The organism is Leucobacter iarius, assembly GCF_039530105.1.
GTDB classification, from domain to species: domain Bacteria; phylum Actinomycetota; class Actinomycetes; order Actinomycetales; family Microbacteriaceae; genus Leucobacter; species Leucobacter iarius.
Genome location: NZ_BAAAOB010000001.1, coordinates 1,846,385 through 1,863,064, shown reverse-complemented (window position 1 = coordinate 1,863,064; position 16,680 = coordinate 1,846,385). Strand labels below are relative to the sequence as shown.

At 71.3% G+C, this 16,680-nt stretch carries 19 protein-coding genes; 10 read left to right on the top strand and 9 right to left on the bottom strand.

Features of this window, described 5'->3' with window-relative positions:
• Positions 1-88: 88 nt before the first annotated feature.
• Positions 89-727, bottom strand: a complete 639-nt coding sequence (locus ABD169_RS08410; RefSeq protein WP_344031348.1) for a TetR/AcrR family transcriptional regulator — start codon at positions 725-727, stop codon at positions 89-91.
• Between the two features lie 205 nt (positions 728-932).
• Between ABD169_RS08410 and ABD169_RS08405 the strand changes: the two genes are divergently transcribed.
• From ABD169_RS08405 to ABD169_RS08380, 6 genes are read left to right on the top strand one after another with little or no spacing between them, the layout of a single operon-like run.
• Complete coding sequence (locus ABD169_RS08405; protein WP_344031346.1) at positions 933-2,051, top strand: PLP-dependent cysteine synthase family protein; 1,119 nt, start codon at positions 933-935, stop codon at positions 2,049-2,051.
• Between the two features lie 41 nt (positions 2,052-2,092).
• Positions 2,093-3,508, top strand: coding sequence for an NtaA/DmoA family FMN-dependent monooxygenase (locus ABD169_RS08400; RefSeq protein WP_344031344.1), 1,416 nt, complete (start codon positions 2,093-2,095; stop codon positions 3,506-3,508).
• The gene (locus ABD169_RS08395) at positions 3,505-4,395 is read left to right on the top strand and encodes an alpha/beta hydrolase (RefSeq protein ID WP_344031342.1); all 891 of its coding nucleotides are present in this window, start codon (positions 3,505-3,507) and stop codon (positions 4,393-4,395) included. The genes ABD169_RS08400 and ABD169_RS08395 overlap by 4 nt, the downstream gene beginning before the upstream one ends.
• A 58-nt stretch (positions 4,396-4,453) precedes the next feature.
• A complete protein-coding gene (locus ABD169_RS08390) occupies positions 4,454-5,494 on the top strand; it encodes an ABC transporter substrate-binding protein (protein ID WP_344031340.1) in 1,041 nt (346 codons plus the stop codon).
• Positions 5,469-6,365, top strand: a complete 897-nt coding sequence (locus ABD169_RS08385) for an ABC transporter permease (RefSeq protein WP_344031338.1) — start codon at positions 5,469-5,471, stop codon at positions 6,363-6,365. Before ABD169_RS08390 ends, ABD169_RS08385 begins: the two co-directional genes overlap by 26 nt.
• Positions 6,362-7,090 carry an ABC transporter ATP-binding protein gene (locus ABD169_RS08380; RefSeq protein ID WP_344031336.1) on the top strand — a complete coding sequence of 243 codons (729 nt, stop codon included), beginning with the start codon at positions 6,362-6,364 and terminating at the stop codon, positions 7,088-7,090. Before ABD169_RS08385 ends, ABD169_RS08380 begins: the two co-directional genes overlap by 4 nt.
• Before the next feature lie 69 nt (positions 7,091-7,159).
• Here ABD169_RS08380 and ABD169_RS08375 read toward each other — a convergent pair whose 3' ends face one another.
• The 4 genes from ABD169_RS08375 to infC all read right to left on the bottom strand — a co-directional run bounded on the left by ABD169_RS08375 (position 7,160) and on the right by infC (position 9,531).
• Positions 7,160-8,002 carry a TrmH family RNA methyltransferase gene (locus tag ABD169_RS08375; RefSeq protein ID WP_344031658.1) on the bottom strand — a complete coding sequence of 281 codons (843 nt, stop codon included), beginning with the start codon at positions 8,000-8,002 and terminating at the stop codon, positions 7,160-7,162.
• A 212-nt stretch (positions 8,003-8,214) separates the two neighbouring features.
• Positions 8,215-8,598, bottom strand: a complete 384-nt coding sequence (gene rplT, locus ABD169_RS08370; protein ID WP_046455885.1) for a 50S ribosomal protein L20 — start codon at positions 8,596-8,598, stop codon at positions 8,215-8,217.
• Positions 8,599-8,640: 42 nt separating this feature from the next.
• Positions 8,641-8,835, bottom strand: a complete 195-nt coding sequence (rpmI, locus tag ABD169_RS08365) for a 50S ribosomal protein L35 (protein ID WP_024356294.1) — start codon at positions 8,833-8,835, stop codon at positions 8,641-8,643.
• A 90-nt stretch (positions 8,836-8,925) separates the two neighbouring features.
• Positions 8,926-9,531: a translation initiation factor IF-3 gene (gene infC / locus ABD169_RS08360; RefSeq protein WP_084821131.1), complete on the bottom strand. Its 606-nt coding sequence runs from the start codon at positions 9,529-9,531 to the stop codon at positions 8,926-8,928.
• A 259-nt stretch (positions 9,532-9,790) separates the two neighbouring features.
• Here infC and ABD169_RS08355 point away from each other — a divergent pair, with 259 nt between their 5' ends.
• Positions 9,791-10,186 (top strand): DUF1844 domain-containing protein, encoded by a 396-nt coding sequence (locus tag ABD169_RS08355; protein ID WP_046455884.1) that lies wholly within the window; start codon positions 9,791-9,793, stop codon positions 10,184-10,186.
• 158 nt (positions 10,187-10,344) lie between these two features.
• Here ABD169_RS08355 and ABD169_RS08350 read toward each other — a convergent pair whose 3' ends face one another.
• Complete coding sequence (locus tag ABD169_RS08350) at positions 10,345-11,412, bottom strand: aldo/keto reductase (RefSeq protein ID WP_344031333.1); 1,068 nt, start codon at positions 11,410-11,412, stop codon at positions 10,345-10,347.
• Between the two features lie 25 nt (positions 11,413-11,437).
• Positions 11,438-11,875 (bottom strand): Lrp/AsnC family transcriptional regulator, encoded by a 438-nt coding sequence (locus ABD169_RS08345; RefSeq protein WP_046455882.1) that lies wholly within the window; start codon positions 11,873-11,875, stop codon positions 11,438-11,440.
• 79 nt (positions 11,876-11,954) lie between these two features.
• Here ABD169_RS08345 and ABD169_RS08340 point away from each other — a divergent pair, with 79 nt between their 5' ends.
• Positions 11,955-12,725: an AzlC family ABC transporter permease gene (locus ABD169_RS08340; protein ID WP_344031331.1), complete on the top strand. Its 771-nt coding sequence runs from the start codon at positions 11,955-11,957 to the stop codon at positions 12,723-12,725.
• Entirely contained in the window at positions 12,722-13,051 is a 330-nt protein-coding gene (locus tag ABD169_RS08335) for a branched-chain amino acid transporter permease (protein WP_344031329.1), read from the top strand. Before ABD169_RS08340 ends, ABD169_RS08335 begins: the two co-directional genes overlap by 4 nt.
• On the opposite strand, the gene ABD169_RS08330 is transcribed toward ABD169_RS08335, so the two are convergent.
• Positions 13,048-14,103, bottom strand: a complete 1,056-nt coding sequence (locus tag ABD169_RS08330; RefSeq protein ID WP_344031327.1) for a lipase family protein — start codon at positions 14,101-14,103, stop codon at positions 13,048-13,050. The two genes, ABD169_RS08335 and ABD169_RS08330, sit on opposite strands and share 4 nt — an antisense overlap.
• Entirely contained in the window at positions 14,100-15,554 is a 1,455-nt protein-coding gene (locus ABD169_RS08325) for a M28 family peptidase (RefSeq protein ID WP_344031325.1), read from the bottom strand. The genes ABD169_RS08330 and ABD169_RS08325 overlap by 4 nt, the downstream gene beginning before the upstream one ends.
• An 87-nt stretch (positions 15,555-15,641) precedes the next feature.
• Between ABD169_RS08325 and ABD169_RS08320 the strand changes: the two genes are divergently transcribed.
• Positions 15,642-16,664: an AsnC family transcriptional regulator gene (locus tag ABD169_RS08320; RefSeq protein WP_344031323.1), complete on the top strand. Its 1,023-nt coding sequence runs from the start codon at positions 15,642-15,644 to the stop codon at positions 16,662-16,664.
• The last annotated feature ends 16 nt before the right edge of the window (positions 16,665-16,680 follow it).

Sequence of the window (16,680 nt, the reverse complement as noted above, 5' to 3'; positions counted from 1 at the left end):
GTTGACCTATGGGTCAACAAGCTGCTTGTGCGGCCGCAGGAAGCACCCCCTCGGGCGCAGGGCCCTCGATTCAGCTCGATCCGGAACTCTAGTCGCGCGCCAGAGCCCCCGACGCGAGGCCGAGCTCGCGTTCGATCGTGGCGATCACGAAGTCGGCGGCATCCGAGTAATCGACCACTGCCCCGGAGAGCCCCGCGCGAACCGCCGCGTTCGCAGAGAGGCCGTCCAGCAGCGCGAGGATCCGCAATGCGGATCTTTCCGAAGAACCGGGGAACGCGCCCCACGCTTTCCCGCGCTCCAGCAGCGCCGAGAGGCTTCGGACGTCGAGTTCCATCTGCCGAATGACCGCTTCGCGCAGCAGCGGTCGATGCGGGCTCTCCCTCCAGGCGTCGAGCCAGAGCAGTGCGGTCGGGTCCCGATCCGGGGAGAGGTAGAACGAGATCTGCCGCCTCAGCTCCTCGACCGGGTCATCGCAGGACAGCGCCTCGACGGCCTCCCGCTCTCCTTCCGCAACGGCTTCGAACACGGCGACGAGCACGCCGTCGACCGACTTGAAGTAGTGCGTGATCAAGCCCTGTGCGACTTCGACGCGCGCAGCGATCCGGCGGGCCGTCACCCGGGCGAGCCCGTCCTCGAACGCGAGCGCGACCGCAGCCCGCAGGAGTTCCGTCCGCCGCTCTTCGCGCGAGAGCCTCCGAAACGAAACCGAGGACTCCTGACTCGTCATACGGAGATTCTATTCACCGAGACCCGAGGGGCACCGGTGGCGGGCGGCGCGTCCACGCACCGCCTACCCGTCCAGCGTCGAACGCTCCGTGCACCCTCGCATCCATAACGTCTCATTACTTCACACATCACACGAGCTGCTGATTCTGGCATAGCTTGTGCGGAAGAACCCGACCGATCCGGTCCCCTCTCGCACAAGGAACCCCATGCCGCACTCCGCTCAGGCCCTGCCGATCTCCTTCCCCGATCCGAGCCGCAGCCGCACCTACGACAGCGTGCTCGACCTCATCGGCAACACCCCGCTCGTGCGGCTCAACCGGCTCACCGAGGGGCTGCCCGCCACCGTCTACGTGAAGCTCGACGGTTTCAACCTCGGCGGATCCTCCAAGGACCGCATCGGCCTCAACATCGTGCGCGAGGCCATCGCCGGCGGCGAGCTGCGCCCCGGCGGCCGAATCACCGACACGGGCGCCGGCAACACCGCGATCGGGATCGCGCTCGCGGGCAACGCGACCGGCCACCCCTCGAGCTCGGTCCCGCTCCCGACCCTCTCGCCCGAGAAGGCTCGGCTGCTCGAGTTCCTCGGCGTCGAGCTGCTCCCCGGCCGCCCCGACGTGCCGCGAGAGGATCCCGAGAACTGGGCCAACGTCGCCCAGCGCCGCGCGGAGGCCGAGACCGACGGCTGGTGGTCGCACCAGGAGTCGAACGGCGACAACCCCGCCGCCCACATCGCCTCGACCGGGCCCGAGATCTGGCACCAGACCGGCGGACGCGTCACGCACTTCCTCGCGCAGATCGCCACGGGCGGCACGGTCAGCGGCACGGGTTCCTACCTGCACGAGCAGAACCCGGAGGTCTCGGTCATCGCCACCGACTTCCACGGCTCGATGCACTCCCAGAGCAACCTCTACCGCGTCGCGTCGGGCGAACCGGATGCTGAGCAGCTCGAGCGCGACTGGCCCGAGAACATCGACCTCGACGTGATCGACCGCATCGAGCGCCGCGACCGCGAAGCGGCCATCGCGCTCGGCTGGCGGGCGGCGCGCGAGGAGGGGCTCCTCATCGGGCTCTCCTCGGCGCTCTCGCTCGGCGTGGCCCTGGACCTCGCGGCGAACGCCGACGAGGACGACGTCTTCGTGGTGTTCTCGGCCGACAGCGCCCGCGACTACGTCTCCCGCGAGTACAACCTGGCCTGGTTGCGCGAGAACGACTACCCCGAGCTGGCCGAGCGGCTCGCCCGCGGCGACTACTCCGCGCCGACGCACGGATCCACCGACCCCGACACCGTGCTCGTGGCCCGCGCCGACGACCGCGTCCTCGCCTGACCCCGGCCCGCCGGCTCGTTCCGACCACTGACAGGACTCCCATGCCCCAGCATCCCCGCACCGATCGCGATCACCTGATCCTCGCGCTCAGCTACTGGCCCACCGGTGCCACCAACAGCGGCTGGCGCTCGCGCTCGTCGTCGCTCGACGGCATCTTCGACCCCGGACTGCTCGCCGAGACCGCCCGCACCGCCGAGCGCGGCGTCTTCGACTACTTCTTCTGGGGCAACACGGAGGACAGCTCGAACGCGAACCCGGGCGGCGTGATCCGCAACGCGTTCCAGTTCAACGGCTTCGCCGCCGCGTCCTATCTCGCGGCGGTCACCTCGCGGATCGGCCTCATCGCGAGCGTCAACACGACCTACAGCGACCCGTACCTCACCGCCCAGCTCGCGAGCAACGTCGATCACCTCTCGCGCGGACGCTTCGGCGTCAACTTCGTCGCGGGTGCGCCCGGCGGCGCCGCGCACCGCAACTTCGGCCACGGCGAGCGACCCGATCACGCCGACGCCTATGTGCGCGCCGGTGAGTTCCTCGAGGTGTTCACCCGCCTGCAGGACTCCTGGTCGGACGACTGGTTCGTCGGCGACAAGGAGGGCGGGCGACTGTTCGCGCCGGAGGCCGCCGAGCCGATCGACTTCGTCGGAACCCACTTCCAGGTCGCCGGCCCGCTGAACGCGCCGCGGTCGCCCCAGGGCCGCGTGCCGATCCTGCACGCCGGCACCTCCGAGGAGTCGTTCGCGCTGGGCGCCCGCTACGCCGACGTGCGGTTCAGCCCCTACGCGTCGATCGAGTGGAACCGCGCCTACGCGCAGCGCAACCGCGAGCTCGCGGTCGCCGCGGGACGCGCGCCCGAGGACTACGCCTTCGTCGTCGGAGCCAACATCTACGTCGGCGAGACCCGCGCCCGTGCCCGCGAACTGTTCAACGAAGTGCAGCGGAACCTGGTCGAGCGGTTCTCGCCCGTCGTCGTCGGCCGGCACCTCGGCCTCGACCTCGGTGAGGTCCGCCCGAGCGAGCGGGTCATCGACGTCGTGGATCCGACCGCGCTCCCGGCGGACGGCACGGGCCGCGCCCTGCTCGACGAGTTCGCCGGCATCGTCGGCGACCACGACTTCACCTTCGACGACCTCTTCCGCTTCGCGGCGAACAAGAAGAACTTCCCGGTCGTCGTCGGCGATCCGCGCGAGGTCGCCGACTGGATCGAGGCCGGCTACGTCTCGGGCGCGTTCGACGGCGTGAAGGTGTTCCCGCCGTTCATGCGCACGGCGTTCGCCGACTTCGTCGACTTCGTCGTGCCCGAGCTCCAGCGCCGCGGCGTCGCCCGCACCTCGTACACCACCGAGACGCTGCGCGAGCACTTCGGCCTCGCCCGGCCGGGGGTGCTGCGCCGCTCCGCAGGTTCGAGCGCACGACCGGCCGTCGCCGCGGCCGAGCTGCAGGGGGTCAACGCGTGAGCGGCGGTTTCACGGTGCTCCGCGACGTCGAGTACCGGCCCGCCGCCGACGGGCTGCGCCCCGCCGAATTCGACCTGTTCGTCCCCGAGCAGCGCACCCTCCCCGGAGCGTTCGTGTTCCTGCACGGGGGCGGGTGGCGCTTCGGCGACAAGGCCGCGAGCGAACGGATCCCGGCGGCGCTCGCCCGAGCCGGCGTCGCGGTGGTCAATGCCAACTACGCGCTCACCACCGAGCGTCCGTACCCGCAGAACGTCGACGACGTGCTCGCGCTCATCGCGCACCTCGAGGCGCACGCCGAGGAGCTCGGCATCGACGGCCCCGCACCGATCCTCGGCATCGGCGGCGCGTCCGCCGGCGGGCACCTCGCGTCGCTCGCGGTCACGAAGGGGCTGGCCGAGGACCGGCTCGTCACCCGTCCGGCCGCGGTCGTGTCCTGGTACGCGCCGCTGGATCCGGCATCGCGGTTCCTCGCGCACCGCTACCCGCCCGCCCAGCGGCCCGGCGGGTTCTGGGATCGCGGCGGCGCCGAGCCGCCCAGCCCCCGAGACCCCTTCGTCCCGTTCATCGGCACCGAGGACTTCGGCTCGGTCACCCTCGACGAGGCGCTCGACGGCGATCCGCGTCGGCACCTCGCACGGCTCGATCCGAGCGGACTCCCGCCGTTCCTGCTGCTCACCGGCTCCGACGACTCCGCCGAGATCCGATACGCGCAGCGCACCTGGCACGGAGCGCTGCGCTCGGTCGGTGCCGAGTCGACGCTGCTCGAGATCGCCGACGCCGACCACGAGGATCCGCAGTTCTCCTCCCCCGCGCTCATCGGCGCGGTGCTCGGCCACCTGCGGAACGCCCTCGCCACCGCCCCGATCCCGGCCCTCTCCGGGTTCTGACCCCTCCCCGTCCCACCCCAGCCACGCACGCGGCACGCTCGAAAGGACCCCGCTGCACATGAAGACCACATCACGAACCCTGCTCCGCGCCGGAGCCGCCGCCCTGATCATCGCGACGACCGCGATGCTCGCGGCATGCTCCTCCTCGGCATCGGCGCTCGAGAGCGGCGCGAAGTCCGACGGCGGATCGACGTCGAAGGATTCGAGCGAGAGCTACACCCTGCGGGTCACCGACCCGGGCAACAGCGGCTGGCTCGCCGTCGCGAAGCACGACGGCACCCTGGAGCAGGCGCTGGGGCCGCTCGGCGCGACCGTGGACTGGGTCCCCGCGAAGGGCGCGGTCTCGGCGAACCTCCCGCTGTTCAGCACCGGAGAGCTGCAGGTCAGCGAGGGCGCGTTCACGCCGGTCGTCGGCGCGGCGGCCAAGGAAGCGCCCATCCGCATCGGCGCCGTGCTCGACACCGAGACCGCGGGCGACGACTCCGGGATCATCGCGACGAAGGCGAGCGGCGCGCGAGCGGTCGCCGACCTCCGCGGCAAGACGGTCGCCGTGAACCCGGCGGGCAAGGGCGAGTACATCGTGTTCCAGGCGCTCGCCCAGGCCGGGATCGCACCGTCCGAGGTGACGCTCAAGTACCTGCAGCCGGCCGACGCCCTCGCCGCCTTCGCCTCGGGAAAGGTCGACGCGATCTCGACCTTCGGCGACTTCTTCCGGCAGGCGAAGGCCACCGGAACCATCGTCGCGACGGAGCACGACATCGACTCGCAGGATCGCGAGATCATCCTGTTCACCACCGACCTGCTGAAGGAGCGGCCCGACATCGCGAAGGCCGTCGTGCAGGCCGCGACGCCCCTCGTCGCCGATCGCGCGAAGCACCCCGAGCGCTTCGTCAACGTCTTCGAGAAGACCGGCCCGCGGGCGCTGACCGGCGACGCGCTCGCCTGGCAGCTCGAGGTCAACCGTTCACGTCCGGCGGTCCTGCGCCTGCCGACCCCGCAGGACCGCACCCGCGTGCAGTCCATCGCCGATCTCTTCGCGAAGAACGGCGTGATCCCGAAGGGCGTACAGGCGAATGGCCTCATCGCAGACCTGGGTTGAGGCGCCCGCGGCGGGGCCGATCCCGGGATCGAACCCGCCGCCCGCCCGCCCGGTCGAAGCGCCGATCGCGCTCCGATCCCCCGACTACCCGCGCGAGCGGGTCGCCCACCGCGGCGCCGTCCTGCTGCGTCGCATCGCGCTGCCCGGATCGGTGCTGCTCGCCTGGTGGATCGTCTCGGCCCTCGAACTCGTCCCCGCCGCGGTGCTGCCGAAGATCCCCGACGTGCTGGCCGCCGGCTGGGACCTGCTCGCCAGCGGGCAGCTCGCGGTCTCGCTCGGGGCCTCGCTGACCCGCGTGCTCATCGGCGTCGTGCTCGGCGCCGGCCTCGGGCTCGCGCTCGGGCTCGTCGCCGGGCTCTCGAAAGCGGGCGAGGACCTCGTCGACGGATCCCTGCAGGTGGTGCGCGCGATCCCCTTCCTCGCGGTGATCCCGCTGTTCATCGCGTGGTTCGGCATCGACGAAGAGTTCAAGGTGCTCGTGATCGCCTTCGCGACGATCGCCCCCATGTACGCGTACGTCTACCTGGCCGTCCGCGGCATCGACCGGCGGCTCGTCGAGGCGGCCCGCGGCTACGGCCTCGGTGGAGCCGGACTCATCCGCGAGGTCGTGCTGCCGCTCGCGCTGCCGGGGATCCTGATGGCGCTGCGCATCAGCCTGAGCATCAGCATCGGCGCGCTCATCGCCGCCGAGAACGTCGGCACCCGGGTCGGACTCGGCTACCTCGTCTCGCTCGCGCAGCAGGTCAACCGGGTCGACTACCTCTTCCTCTGCGTCGTCGTCTACGCGCTGCTCGGACTGTTGTTCGACGCGGTGGTGCGACTGCTCGAGCGGGTCTTGCTGCCGTGGCGCGCGGGGGTGGCGCTGCGATGAGCATCGATACCGCCCCCATCGGAACCGACGAGGATCTCCGCGTCCGCGTCCGCGGCGCCTCGCTGTCGTTCGGCGGGCACCCCGTGCTCGAACGCATCGACCTCGACGTGCGCAGCGGCGAGTTCGTCGTGCTGCTCGGGCCCAGCGGCACCGGCAAGACCTCGCTGCTGCGCGTGCTGGCCGGCCTGCAGCGCCCCGATGGCGGAGAGGTCCTGGTGCCCGAGCGCAGCACGTTCGTCTACCAGGAGCCGCGGCTGATCCCGTCGAAGCGGGTCCTCGCGAACGTCGCGATCGGGCTGCCCCGGACCGAGGCGACACGCGCCGCGGCCGCGCACGCGCTGGAGGAGGTCGGCCTGGCCGGACGGGAGCGCAGCTGGCCCGCGACGCTCTCGGGCGGCGAGGCGCAGCGCGTCGCCCTCGCCCGGGCGCTCGTGCGCGAGCCGCAGCTCCTCCTGCTCGACGAGCCCTTCGCGGCGCTCGACGCGATCAAGCGGATCGAGATGCAGACGCTCGTGGCGGAGCTCGTGGATCGGCACGGCCCGGCCGTCGTGCTCGTCACGCACGACATCGACGAGGCGATCCGCCTCGCCGACCGGATCCTCGTGCTCAACGCGGGCGGGATCGCCTACCAGCACGTGCCCGATAGCGCGCGTCCGCGGGATCCCGCCGACGCCTCGCTCGTGCCGCTCCGGCAGCGCCTGCTCGAGGAGCTGCACATCCGGTAGCGGTCGGCGCGGCGGCCGCGGGCCGGGTTCGCCCGGCTCGCGGCCGTCGACTCCTGTGTCGTCGTCCGCTCAGGCGCGCTGCGCGAACGCCGTCGTGTACAGGCAGACCGATGCGGCGGTTGCCAGGTTCAGGGACTCGGCCGCACCGTAGATCGGCAGTCGGCGGGCCGCATCGGCGAGCTCGCGCTCATCCTCGGTGAGCCCGCGTGCCTCGTTGCCGAACACCCAGGCGACGGATCCGGTCAGGGCCGGATCGCCGGGGGCGAGCTCGGCGCCGTTCACGTCGGCGGCGAGCACGGCCAGGCCGGCGGCCCGGGCGGCGTCGATCGCCGCGGCGAGGTCGGGAGCGGTCACCACCGGCAGGTGGAACAGCGAGCCGGTCGTCGAACGCACGACCTTCGGGTGGAAGGGGTCGATGCTCGCGCCGGCGAACACCACGGCGTCGGCGCCCGCGGCATCGGCCGCGCGCAGCACCGTGCCCGCGTTGCCGGGGTCCCGCACCTCGTGCATGATCGCCACGAGCCGTGCCCCGCTCAGCGCCTTCGCGAGCGCGGTCGCCTGCTGCTCGGGGTCGACGGCCTCCCAACTGCGAGCGACCGCGATCACGCCCTGCGGCGTGACGGTCTCGGCCATCGCCGCGAGCACCGGCGCGGTCACGCGCACGAACGGGAGTTCGCGGCCGTCGCGCCGGGGGCTCGCCTCGGCCTCGTCGACCAGGCGATCCACCTCGATGAGGCGCTGATCCCCGTCGAGCGAGACGTACACCGTCTCGGCGAGCTCCGGACGGTGCACGAGCAGCTCGCGCACGGCCTGCAGGCCCTCGACCAGGAACCGGCCCTGCTCCTGCCGGATCTTCTTACGGGAGAGCGCTGCGGCCACGCGCACGCGTCCGGCCTTCGGGTTGTCGAGGATCTCGTTCACCAGTCCAGGGTAGTCCCCGTCGCTCAGCCCCTCTTCCGTTCCGTCGTTCCGCAGGAGATTCGGCGTCAGAAGGAGGATTCCGGCCCGAACGTCCTTCTGACGCCGAATCTCCTTCCCGACCCGGCGCCCGACCGCGGGAAGCAGGGTCCAGAAACGCAAGAACCCCGCCGCGAATGCGACGGGGTTCTCGGAAAGCGAGATGTTTAGGCAGCCTTGGGCGCGTTGACGTCCTCGGGGAGAGCGTTCTTCGCGACCTCGACGAGTGCGGCGAAGGCCGCGGGCTCGTTGGTGGCCAGCTCGGAGAGCATGCGACGGTCGACCTCGACGCCGGCCAGAGCGAGACCCTGGATGAAGCGGTTGTAGGTCAGGCCGTTGGCACGGGCGCCAGCGTTGATGCGCTGGATCCACAGGCGACGGAAGTCGCCCTTCTTCTTGCGGCGGTCGTTGTACGAGTAGACGAGCGAGTGGGTGACCTGCTCCTTGGCCTTGCGGTACAGGCGCGAACGCTGTCCGCGGTAGCCCTCGGCACGCTCGAGGATGACGCGACGCTTCTTGTGGGCGTTTACGGCCCGCTTGACTCTAGCCATTTCTGTTCTTCCTTACGAAAAGTCTCGGGTGGAGGCGGCCGATTAGTGGCCGAGGAGCTTCATCGCCTGCTTGGCGTCGCCCTTGGCGAGCACCTGCTCGGCGTTCAGACGGCGCTTGCGCTTCGAGGACTTGACCTCGAGGTTGTGGCGCATGCCGGCCTGCTGCTTCATCAGCTTGCCGGAACCGGTGAGCTTGAAGCGCTTCTTGGCCCCCGAGTGGGTCTTCTGCTTGGGCATCTCGATTTCTCCTTGTTGTGTGCGCGCCGCCCGAAGGCGGCTGCGTCGTGAGCGGCGCGGCCCGGTCAGCGGGCGGCCGCAGATCTGTGATTACGCGTCCGCGGAATCCGATCCGTCGACCTTCTCGGCACGACGGGTGGCCTTCTCTTCGGCGCGGCGGGCGTTCTGCTCGGCCTTCGCCTCGGACTTGTTCTTCAGCGGGGCGATGACCATCACCATGTTGCGGCCATCGATGCGAGGGGTGCTCTCGACGGTGCCGAACTCGGCGATCTCCTCGGCGAAGCGCTGCAGCAGGCGGACGCCCATCTCGGGGCGGGACTGCTCGCGGCCGCGGAACAGGATCATGGCCTTCACCTTGTCGCCCTGCGACAGGAAGCCGATGGCACGCTTCGTCTTGGTCTCGTAGTCGTGCTTGTCGATCTTCAGGCGGAAGCGGACCTCCTTGAGGACCGTGTTGGCCTGATTGCGTCGCGCTTCCTTGGCCTTCTGCGCGGCCTCGTACTTGAACTTGCCGTAGTCCATGATCTTCGCCACGGGCGGCTTCGAGTTCGGGGCCACCTCGACGAGATCGAGATCGGCGTCAGCTGCGAGACGCAGCGCGGTTTCAATCGGCACCACGCCGACCTGTTCGCCACTGGGACCAACCAGTCGCACCTCGGGGACGCGGATTCGCTCATTCGTACGGGGATCGCTGATCGCCGGCTCCTCTGTTCAGGGAATTCGTTCACTTCGCCGGAGGCTTCCGGTGGAGCAAATCGGAGGCAGAGGATCGGGCACGCATGCGCGTTCCCACACCCTTTTCAGCTGCTGCGACTGCTGTCGCGGCGGGGTGTCAACTACCCGGTAACCTTGTTGAGCGGTGCCGGGTGGGAGGATATCCACTTCCGAAGCCTCGGCAGAGTGCCGAGAACCTTCGATAGCTTAGCACACGAACGCAGCACAGAGACAGGACAGCATGAGCGACACGCAGGCCACCCCCGATCACACCCACGCCGACGCATCGAGCGCAGAGGCCGATTTCGCCGATCAGGCGGTTCGCGACATCGCCGACGTCGCCGCGGTCGAGGTGATCACCACCGCCGCCGTGCACCTGCTGAGCGCCGCCGCGGTCAAGGTCGGCCTCGCCGACGAGCCGAACGCGGACGAGATGGTCGACCTCGACGAGGCGCGCAAGCTCATCAACGCGCTCGCCGGCCTCATCACGGCCGCCGCTCCCGAGGTCAGCGACATGCACGCTCGTAGCCTGCGCGACGGACTGCGCTCGGTCCAGCTGGCGTTCCGCGAGGCGTCCTCGATCCCGGACGCCCCCGGCGCCGGCCCCGGCGAGAAGTACACCGGCCCCGTCATCTGACGCGCGGCCGCGCTTCCCCATCGTCATCCGGCGCGAGCTTGCGAGTCGCAGGATCCTGCGACTCCTTCGTCGCGCAGGATGACCTGAGGTCGCACCGAGCGGGCCTGGGATCGAACCACGATCCCGGGCCCGCTCGCGTGTCTAGCGCCTCGGCGCGCTCACCAGGAGCCGAACAGCGGCACCTCCCCGCCGAGACGGGCGTCGCGCCAGAGGTCGACGGCCCCCTCGGGGGTCGCGCCGTCGAGCAGCGCGTCGATCTCGGCGAGTTCGGCGGCGTCGAAGTCCAGGTTCTCGAGCGCGCGCCAGTTCTCGTCGAGCTGCTCCAGCCGGCTCGCACCGACGACGAGGCTCGTGACGCGCGAGTCCCGCAGCGCCCACGCCAGCGCGAGCTGGGCGAGCGACTGCCCGCGGCGCTCGGCGACGGCGGCGAGGCCGCGCAGGCGCTCGCGCAGCTCGTCGGTCAGCAGCTCGGTGTTCAGCGATCCGGCCCCGGCTCCCCGCGATCCCTCGGGGATCTCGCCGAGGTACTTGCCCGTGAGCAGTCCCTGCGCGAGCGCGGTGAAACCGATCACGCCGAAGCCGGCCTCCTCGGCGACGTCCAGCAGGCCCTCGGTCTCGATCCAGCGGTTCAGCATGCTGTACGACGGCTGGTGGATGATGATCGGCGTCCCGAGCTCGCGCATGAGCCCGGCGAGCTCGCGCGCGGCCTCCGCCGAGTAGGACGACATGCCGACGTAGTGCGCGCGCCCCGAACGCACGATGTGGTCGAGCGCCGCAGCGGTCTCCTCCAGCGGCGTGCGCGGATCCGGGCGGTGCGTGTAGAACAGGTCCACCCGGTCGGTGCCGAGGCGCTCGAGCGAGCGGTCGAGGCTGGTGACGAGGTGCTTCCGGCTGGCGCCCGCGCCGTGATGCCCGGGCCACATGTCCCACCCGGCCTTGGTCGAGATGACCACCTCGTCGCGGTGCGCGGCGAGATCCCGCCCGAGGATCCGCCCGAAGTTCTGCTCGGCCGAGCCGTAGGGCGGCCCGTAGTTGTTGGCGAGGTCGAAGTGGAAGATCCCCCGGTCGAACGCGCCGAGCACCAGCTCGCGCTGCACCTCGTGGGGCCGGTCGTCGCCGAAGTTCTGCCAGAGGCCGAGCGACAGCAGCGGCAGATGGAGGCCGCTGCGGCCGACGCGGCGCACGGGGGTTCGGTCGTAGCGGGAGGTCGCATCCGGAAGGCTCATGCCCCGATGCTAGCCCCTGGCAGGGTCACTCCCCCTTGAGGTTCTTCATGGCGAAGTGCGAGCTGACCTTGCCGACGCCGGGCACCGACATGATCCGCTGCGTGAGGAACGCCTCGTACGCGACAAGATCCGCGGCCTGCACCCGCAGGAAGTAGTCGGGGGTGCCGAAGAGCCGCTTGAACTCGGCGACCTCGGGGTGCGCGGCGACCTCGCGTTCGAAGGCGCTGACGATTCCGGCCTCCTGCGTGGCGAGGTCGACGTGCAGGATCACCTCGAACGCGCGTCCGATGGCCTCCGGCTCCACGACCGCGCGGTAGCCCCGGATCACGCCGCTCTGCTCGAGGCGCTGCACCCGGCGCAGACAGGGCCCTGGTGTAAGCCCGATCCGGGCGGCGAGCTCGACGTTGCTCACCCGGCCGTCCCGTTCGAGTTCCGCGATGATTGCGCGATCTAGAGCATCCACGCAACCATCTTGCATGATCAGGCGCAGATGTGCCCGGATCGGCACGCACATTGCGCGGCGAATGCGACAGGATGGTCGCATGCCCGGCGCGACGACCCCTCAGACACCCGCCGCGCCGAGCGGCCGCGCCGCGCAGATCCGAGCGGGGCTCTCCGATTCGTTCGGCGTCGGACTCGGCATCTTCCCGCTCGGCATCGCCCTCGGCGTGCTCGTGATCCAGGCCGGCCTGCCCTGGTGGCTGGCGCCCGCGCTCTCGATCGGCATCTTCGCGGGGTCCGTCGAGCTGCTGCTGGTGACCATGCTCGCCGCCGCGATGCCGCTGGTCACGATCGCGGTCACGGTGCTCGCGGTCAACTTCCGCCACGTGTTCTACCCGCTCTCCTTCCCGCTGGGCCGGGTCTCGCCCGGTCTCCCCCGCGCGTACTCCGTCTACGCGATGATCGACGAGGCGTACGCGACGTACGTGCTCATGCCGCCCGAGCGGCTCTCCTCCGCGCGCATCGTCACGATGCAGCTCGCTTCGCAGGCGTACTGGGTCGGCGGCGGCCTCGTGGGCGTCGTCTTCGCGCAGCTGCTGCCGCATCCGATCGAGGGCTTCGAGTTCGCGCTCTGCGCGCTCTTCATCGTCATGTCGCTCGACGCCGCCCGGTCGAAGCGCGAGCTCCCCTCGATCCTGCTCGCGGGTGTCGCCGTCGCCGCGGCGCTGATCGCGTTCCCGGCGCAACCGCTGCTCCCGGCGCTCGTGCTCTACGCGGCGCTGCTCACGCTGCGGTTCTTCTGGAGCCGACGCCGGGAGGCCGGCAGCGGCACCGACCCTGGCACCGGAACCGAGCCGGAGGCGGCAGCATGACCCCGGGCATCGGCTACCTCATCGCGGCGGTCGCGATCTCGGGCGTCATCACCCTCGCGCTGCGCGCGCTCCCCTTCGCGATCCTGAAGCCCCTGCGCAAGTCCCGCTTCGTGCAGGCGCTCGGCCGCTGGATGCCCGCGGGGATCCTCCTGATCCTCGCCGTCGTGGTGCTGCACGAGCAGGGCGCCGCGCACCCGGGCCGCATCGTCGCGCTCGGCATCGCTTCCGCGGTGACCGTCGCCGTGCACCTGCTGTTCCGCCGCCGCGCGCTCCTGAGCATCGCGGCGGGCACCGCCTCCTACGTCGCGCTGATCAACCTGCTCTAGGCGGCGAAACGCTCGGCGATCCACCCGGCGGCCTCGGAGGGCGCGTTGCCCTCGCGCATCACGCCCGAGTGGTGCGTCGGCCACCAGCGGCTCGTCAGCTCGAACCCGGCACAGCGGTATCCGCGCAGGAGCGCGGCGGTCAGCGGGGCCGGCGCGACCTCGTCGAGCAGCGCGGCATCGATGCGCAGCGGCGGCTGGTGCTCGGCAGGACGCAGCAGACCGACCTCGTTGCGGGCGAACGAGGCGAAGAGGCGTTCCCACAGCTCCGCCTGCCGCGGGCCGCCGATCGCCGAGGGAGCGATCCCGCCCCAGGAGTCCGGCGCGATGAGCTCCACGAGCGTCTTCGCGCCGAGATCGTCCCAGACCCCGCGAGCCCGGTCGCTCAGCCCGCCCTGTTCGATCAGCTCCCGCAGGCCCGGATCCTCCTCGGCGGCGCCGCTCAGCATGAGCCCGAGGAGCGCCGAGACCGTCGGGCTTCCCGGCACTGCCGCGCCGAAGCGGCGCGCGAGGGCGATGCTGCGATCCATGCGCGTGACCGGAGCGAACACCGCGGTGCCGAGCAGCCGGGCGTCGGGATCCGGTGCGGGCGCGACGGAGGCGAACAGCGCCGCCACCGCTCCTTCCGAGTGACCGGCCAGCACCCACCGGTCGCCGAGGCGCTCGTCGACGCTGCGGCGAGCGCGCATCGCCGCGAGCATCGATTCCCCGAGGGAGGCGCCGATCAGGTAGGGGTGCGCGCCGCTCGACCCGATGCCCTCGTAGTCGGGGCGCAGCACCGCGATCCCCCGGCGCAGCAGGCGGGCGCAGAAGGCGTCGCCCTGCGAGATGCGCCGCCATTCGACGTGGCCCGGGTGCGCACGGCTGGGCGCGGCCGCCTCGGAGCCGCCGGTGGTCATATGTCCGAACACCACGACGGGGTATCCGCCGTCGGGCGGTGCGGTGTCGGGCAGGTGCAGCAGTCCGGTCTGCTCGTGGGTTCCGCCGTGCAGGGCCCTGGCGGGGAACACGATCGCGCGGCCGGGCAGCTCTCGCTGCGCGGGATCGGGGGTCACCATCGCCCCCGCGGCAGGCGCCGCCGGATCGGCGTCGGCACGAGGCCCAGGGTGGATCCTCGGCGTGCTTCGGCGTCGTCGATGACGTCGGCGAAGAAGCGGGCGACGGGGACGAGCTGGTCGGTATCGATGCGATCGATCGTATCGGCGTCGTCGTAGAGGTACAGCGGGCCCGAGACGAGGCTCACCGTCGGCACGCCCGCGACGAAGGTGAAGGAGGCGTCGGTGGGGATCCCGTTCGCGGACGCTTCGAGCGCGGCGGCGCCGAGCAGGCTCGTGGAGACGAGACGGTGCCGGCGCACGAGCTGCGCGATGCGGCGGGTGAATGCCGGGTTGACGTTGAGGAAGATGCCGCGGGGCTCGGTCTCGGGCACCGATTCGAAGCCGCCGTCGGCTCCGCGGACGGCGCGGAGCCCGACGTGCTCGATGGTGGTGTTGAGCACGATGTTCCAGGGCGCGTCGGGGGCGAGCACGTTGCGCCGCGCGAAGTCCATGTGGGCGTGGTAGCCGGTGAAGTGGGTGTCGAAGGTGATGAAGAGCAGGGTCTTGTCGCGCTGCTCCCCCGCTCGTGCGCGCGCTCCGAAGTGCTCGGCGAGCGCGATGACCTCCGCCGTGCCCGAGGCGTCCTCGACCGCTCCGGGGCTCACCGAGTCGTGGTGGGACTGCACCATGACGGCGTCGCGGGTGCGGCCGGGCAAAACGCCGAGCACGGTGCGGGAGACGACCCGCTCGCGCCGGATGTCGAGCACGAGCCGGCCCGTCGCGGGTCCGGAACTCCCGGCGGCGCGAGCGGTTCGGGCTCCAGCGAGGCTGCGGCGCAGCTCCTCGCCGGTCCCTCGCGTGATCCACACGCCGGGCAGCGCGAAGAGCGTCCGCCGGTAGTACTCGTTGTGGTACCGGTGGGACTCTGGGTAGTCGCGGAGCACGCCGATGAGCCCGACGGCTCCCGCCCGCATGGCCTCCCGCATGACACGCGCGAGCGTGGTCACGTAGGGGTTCCTGCTGCCGAGGACCTCGCGTCGGCGCACCAGGCGGTCCGGATCGTAGAGGTAGCGCGTGAGCGGGAGGGTGTGCGCGGTGGTCATGGTGAAGGCGAGGTCGAAGAGCACGATCCTGCCGCGGACGTCGTGCTTGCGGACGGGATCCGCGCCGATGTCGACGATCGGGGCGTCGAGCCGATGCTCCGCGGCGCCGGTCCAGTCGTGGCTCGCCAGTCCCGAGTGCAGGATCGGCGAGCACTCGAAGCGCTGACCGCCGACCTCCAGTTCGTGCGCCGTGCTCCGCCACGCATAGGAGTCGACCTCGAGGGTCTCGGTGTCGAGGCCGGCTGCGGTGAAGCGCTCGGCGACGTACTCGGCGGCGCGGACTCCCCCGGGGGTTCCCGTCGCCCGCGGAGCCATCGCCACGAGGTCCTCGATCGTTCGGAAGATCTCGGGTGTTTGCAGATTCATACGCAGAGCGTAAGACTATGGGCAGTTCTGAATCAGAAGCACGCATGATCCGTCATGCATCACCGAGAGACAGGTTGATTCCTGCAGATGAACGCGATCCATTCCGATCCCGCCGCAGCACCGCCGCGCCTGCTCGACGAGCTCGATCTCGCCATCGTGCACGCGCTGCAGATCGATGCGCGGGCTCCGTGGACCCGGGTCGCCGCCGCCGTCGGCGCGGACAGCGCGACGGTCTCGCGACGGTGGGAGCAGATGCAAGAGGAATCGCTCGCCTGGCTGACCTGCTGGCCGCAGTCGGCGCAGTGGGAATCGAGCACCGACCTGGCGATGGTGCTGCTCGGCGCCGATTCCGACCTTGAAGCGATCTGCGCACAGCCCTGGGCCTTCTCGGTCGACGAGACCTCCGCGGGCGTCGTCGCGCTCGTGGCCGCCCAGTCCGGTCTCCGCGGGCTCGGCGGACGGGTGCAGGAGCTCGCCGAGATCGCGGCCGGCCCGGGCGGTGCCCACGACGGGCGGGCCCCGCGCATGCACGTCGTGTCCGCCGTGCTCGCCGAGGATTCCTCCTGGCGCACGCGAGCGCTCGACGCGCGCGGACAGCGGATCATGGCGGGCGAGCCGGGCGGCGCGGGCGGATCCGCCGCGCGCCCGCCGAAGCCGGAGGTCGTCGCCGAGCTGCTGGAGGCGCTGAGCAAGGATCCGCGCATGAGCGCGGCGAAGCTCGCCGTGCACCTCGGCGTCTCGGAGGCGACGGCCCGACGCACGGTGGAGCGCTCCGCGGAACGCCTCGGACTCGGCTGCGATCTCTCCTCGTGGGCGGCCGGCCTGCGGCGCGGTGCGATGCTCTGGGCCCGCTCCCCGCAGCTGCACGCCGCGGGCGCGCAGGCGCGCTGGCTCCCCCAGTCCTACCGGGCCCTGCAGGTCGTCGGCCCCGCGCCGCTCTGCATCAGCGTGCGGGCGACGACTCTGACGGCCCTGCCCGAGCTCGAGCACGCGCTCGGCGACGGGATCGAGATCGTCGACCGCTGGACCGTACTGGGCGCGCGCAAGCGCAACGGCCGCCTGCTCGACGAGTGGGGCCGCGCGCTCGGCCGCGTCGACGTGCGCTGGTGACCGCGGGCCGGTGACC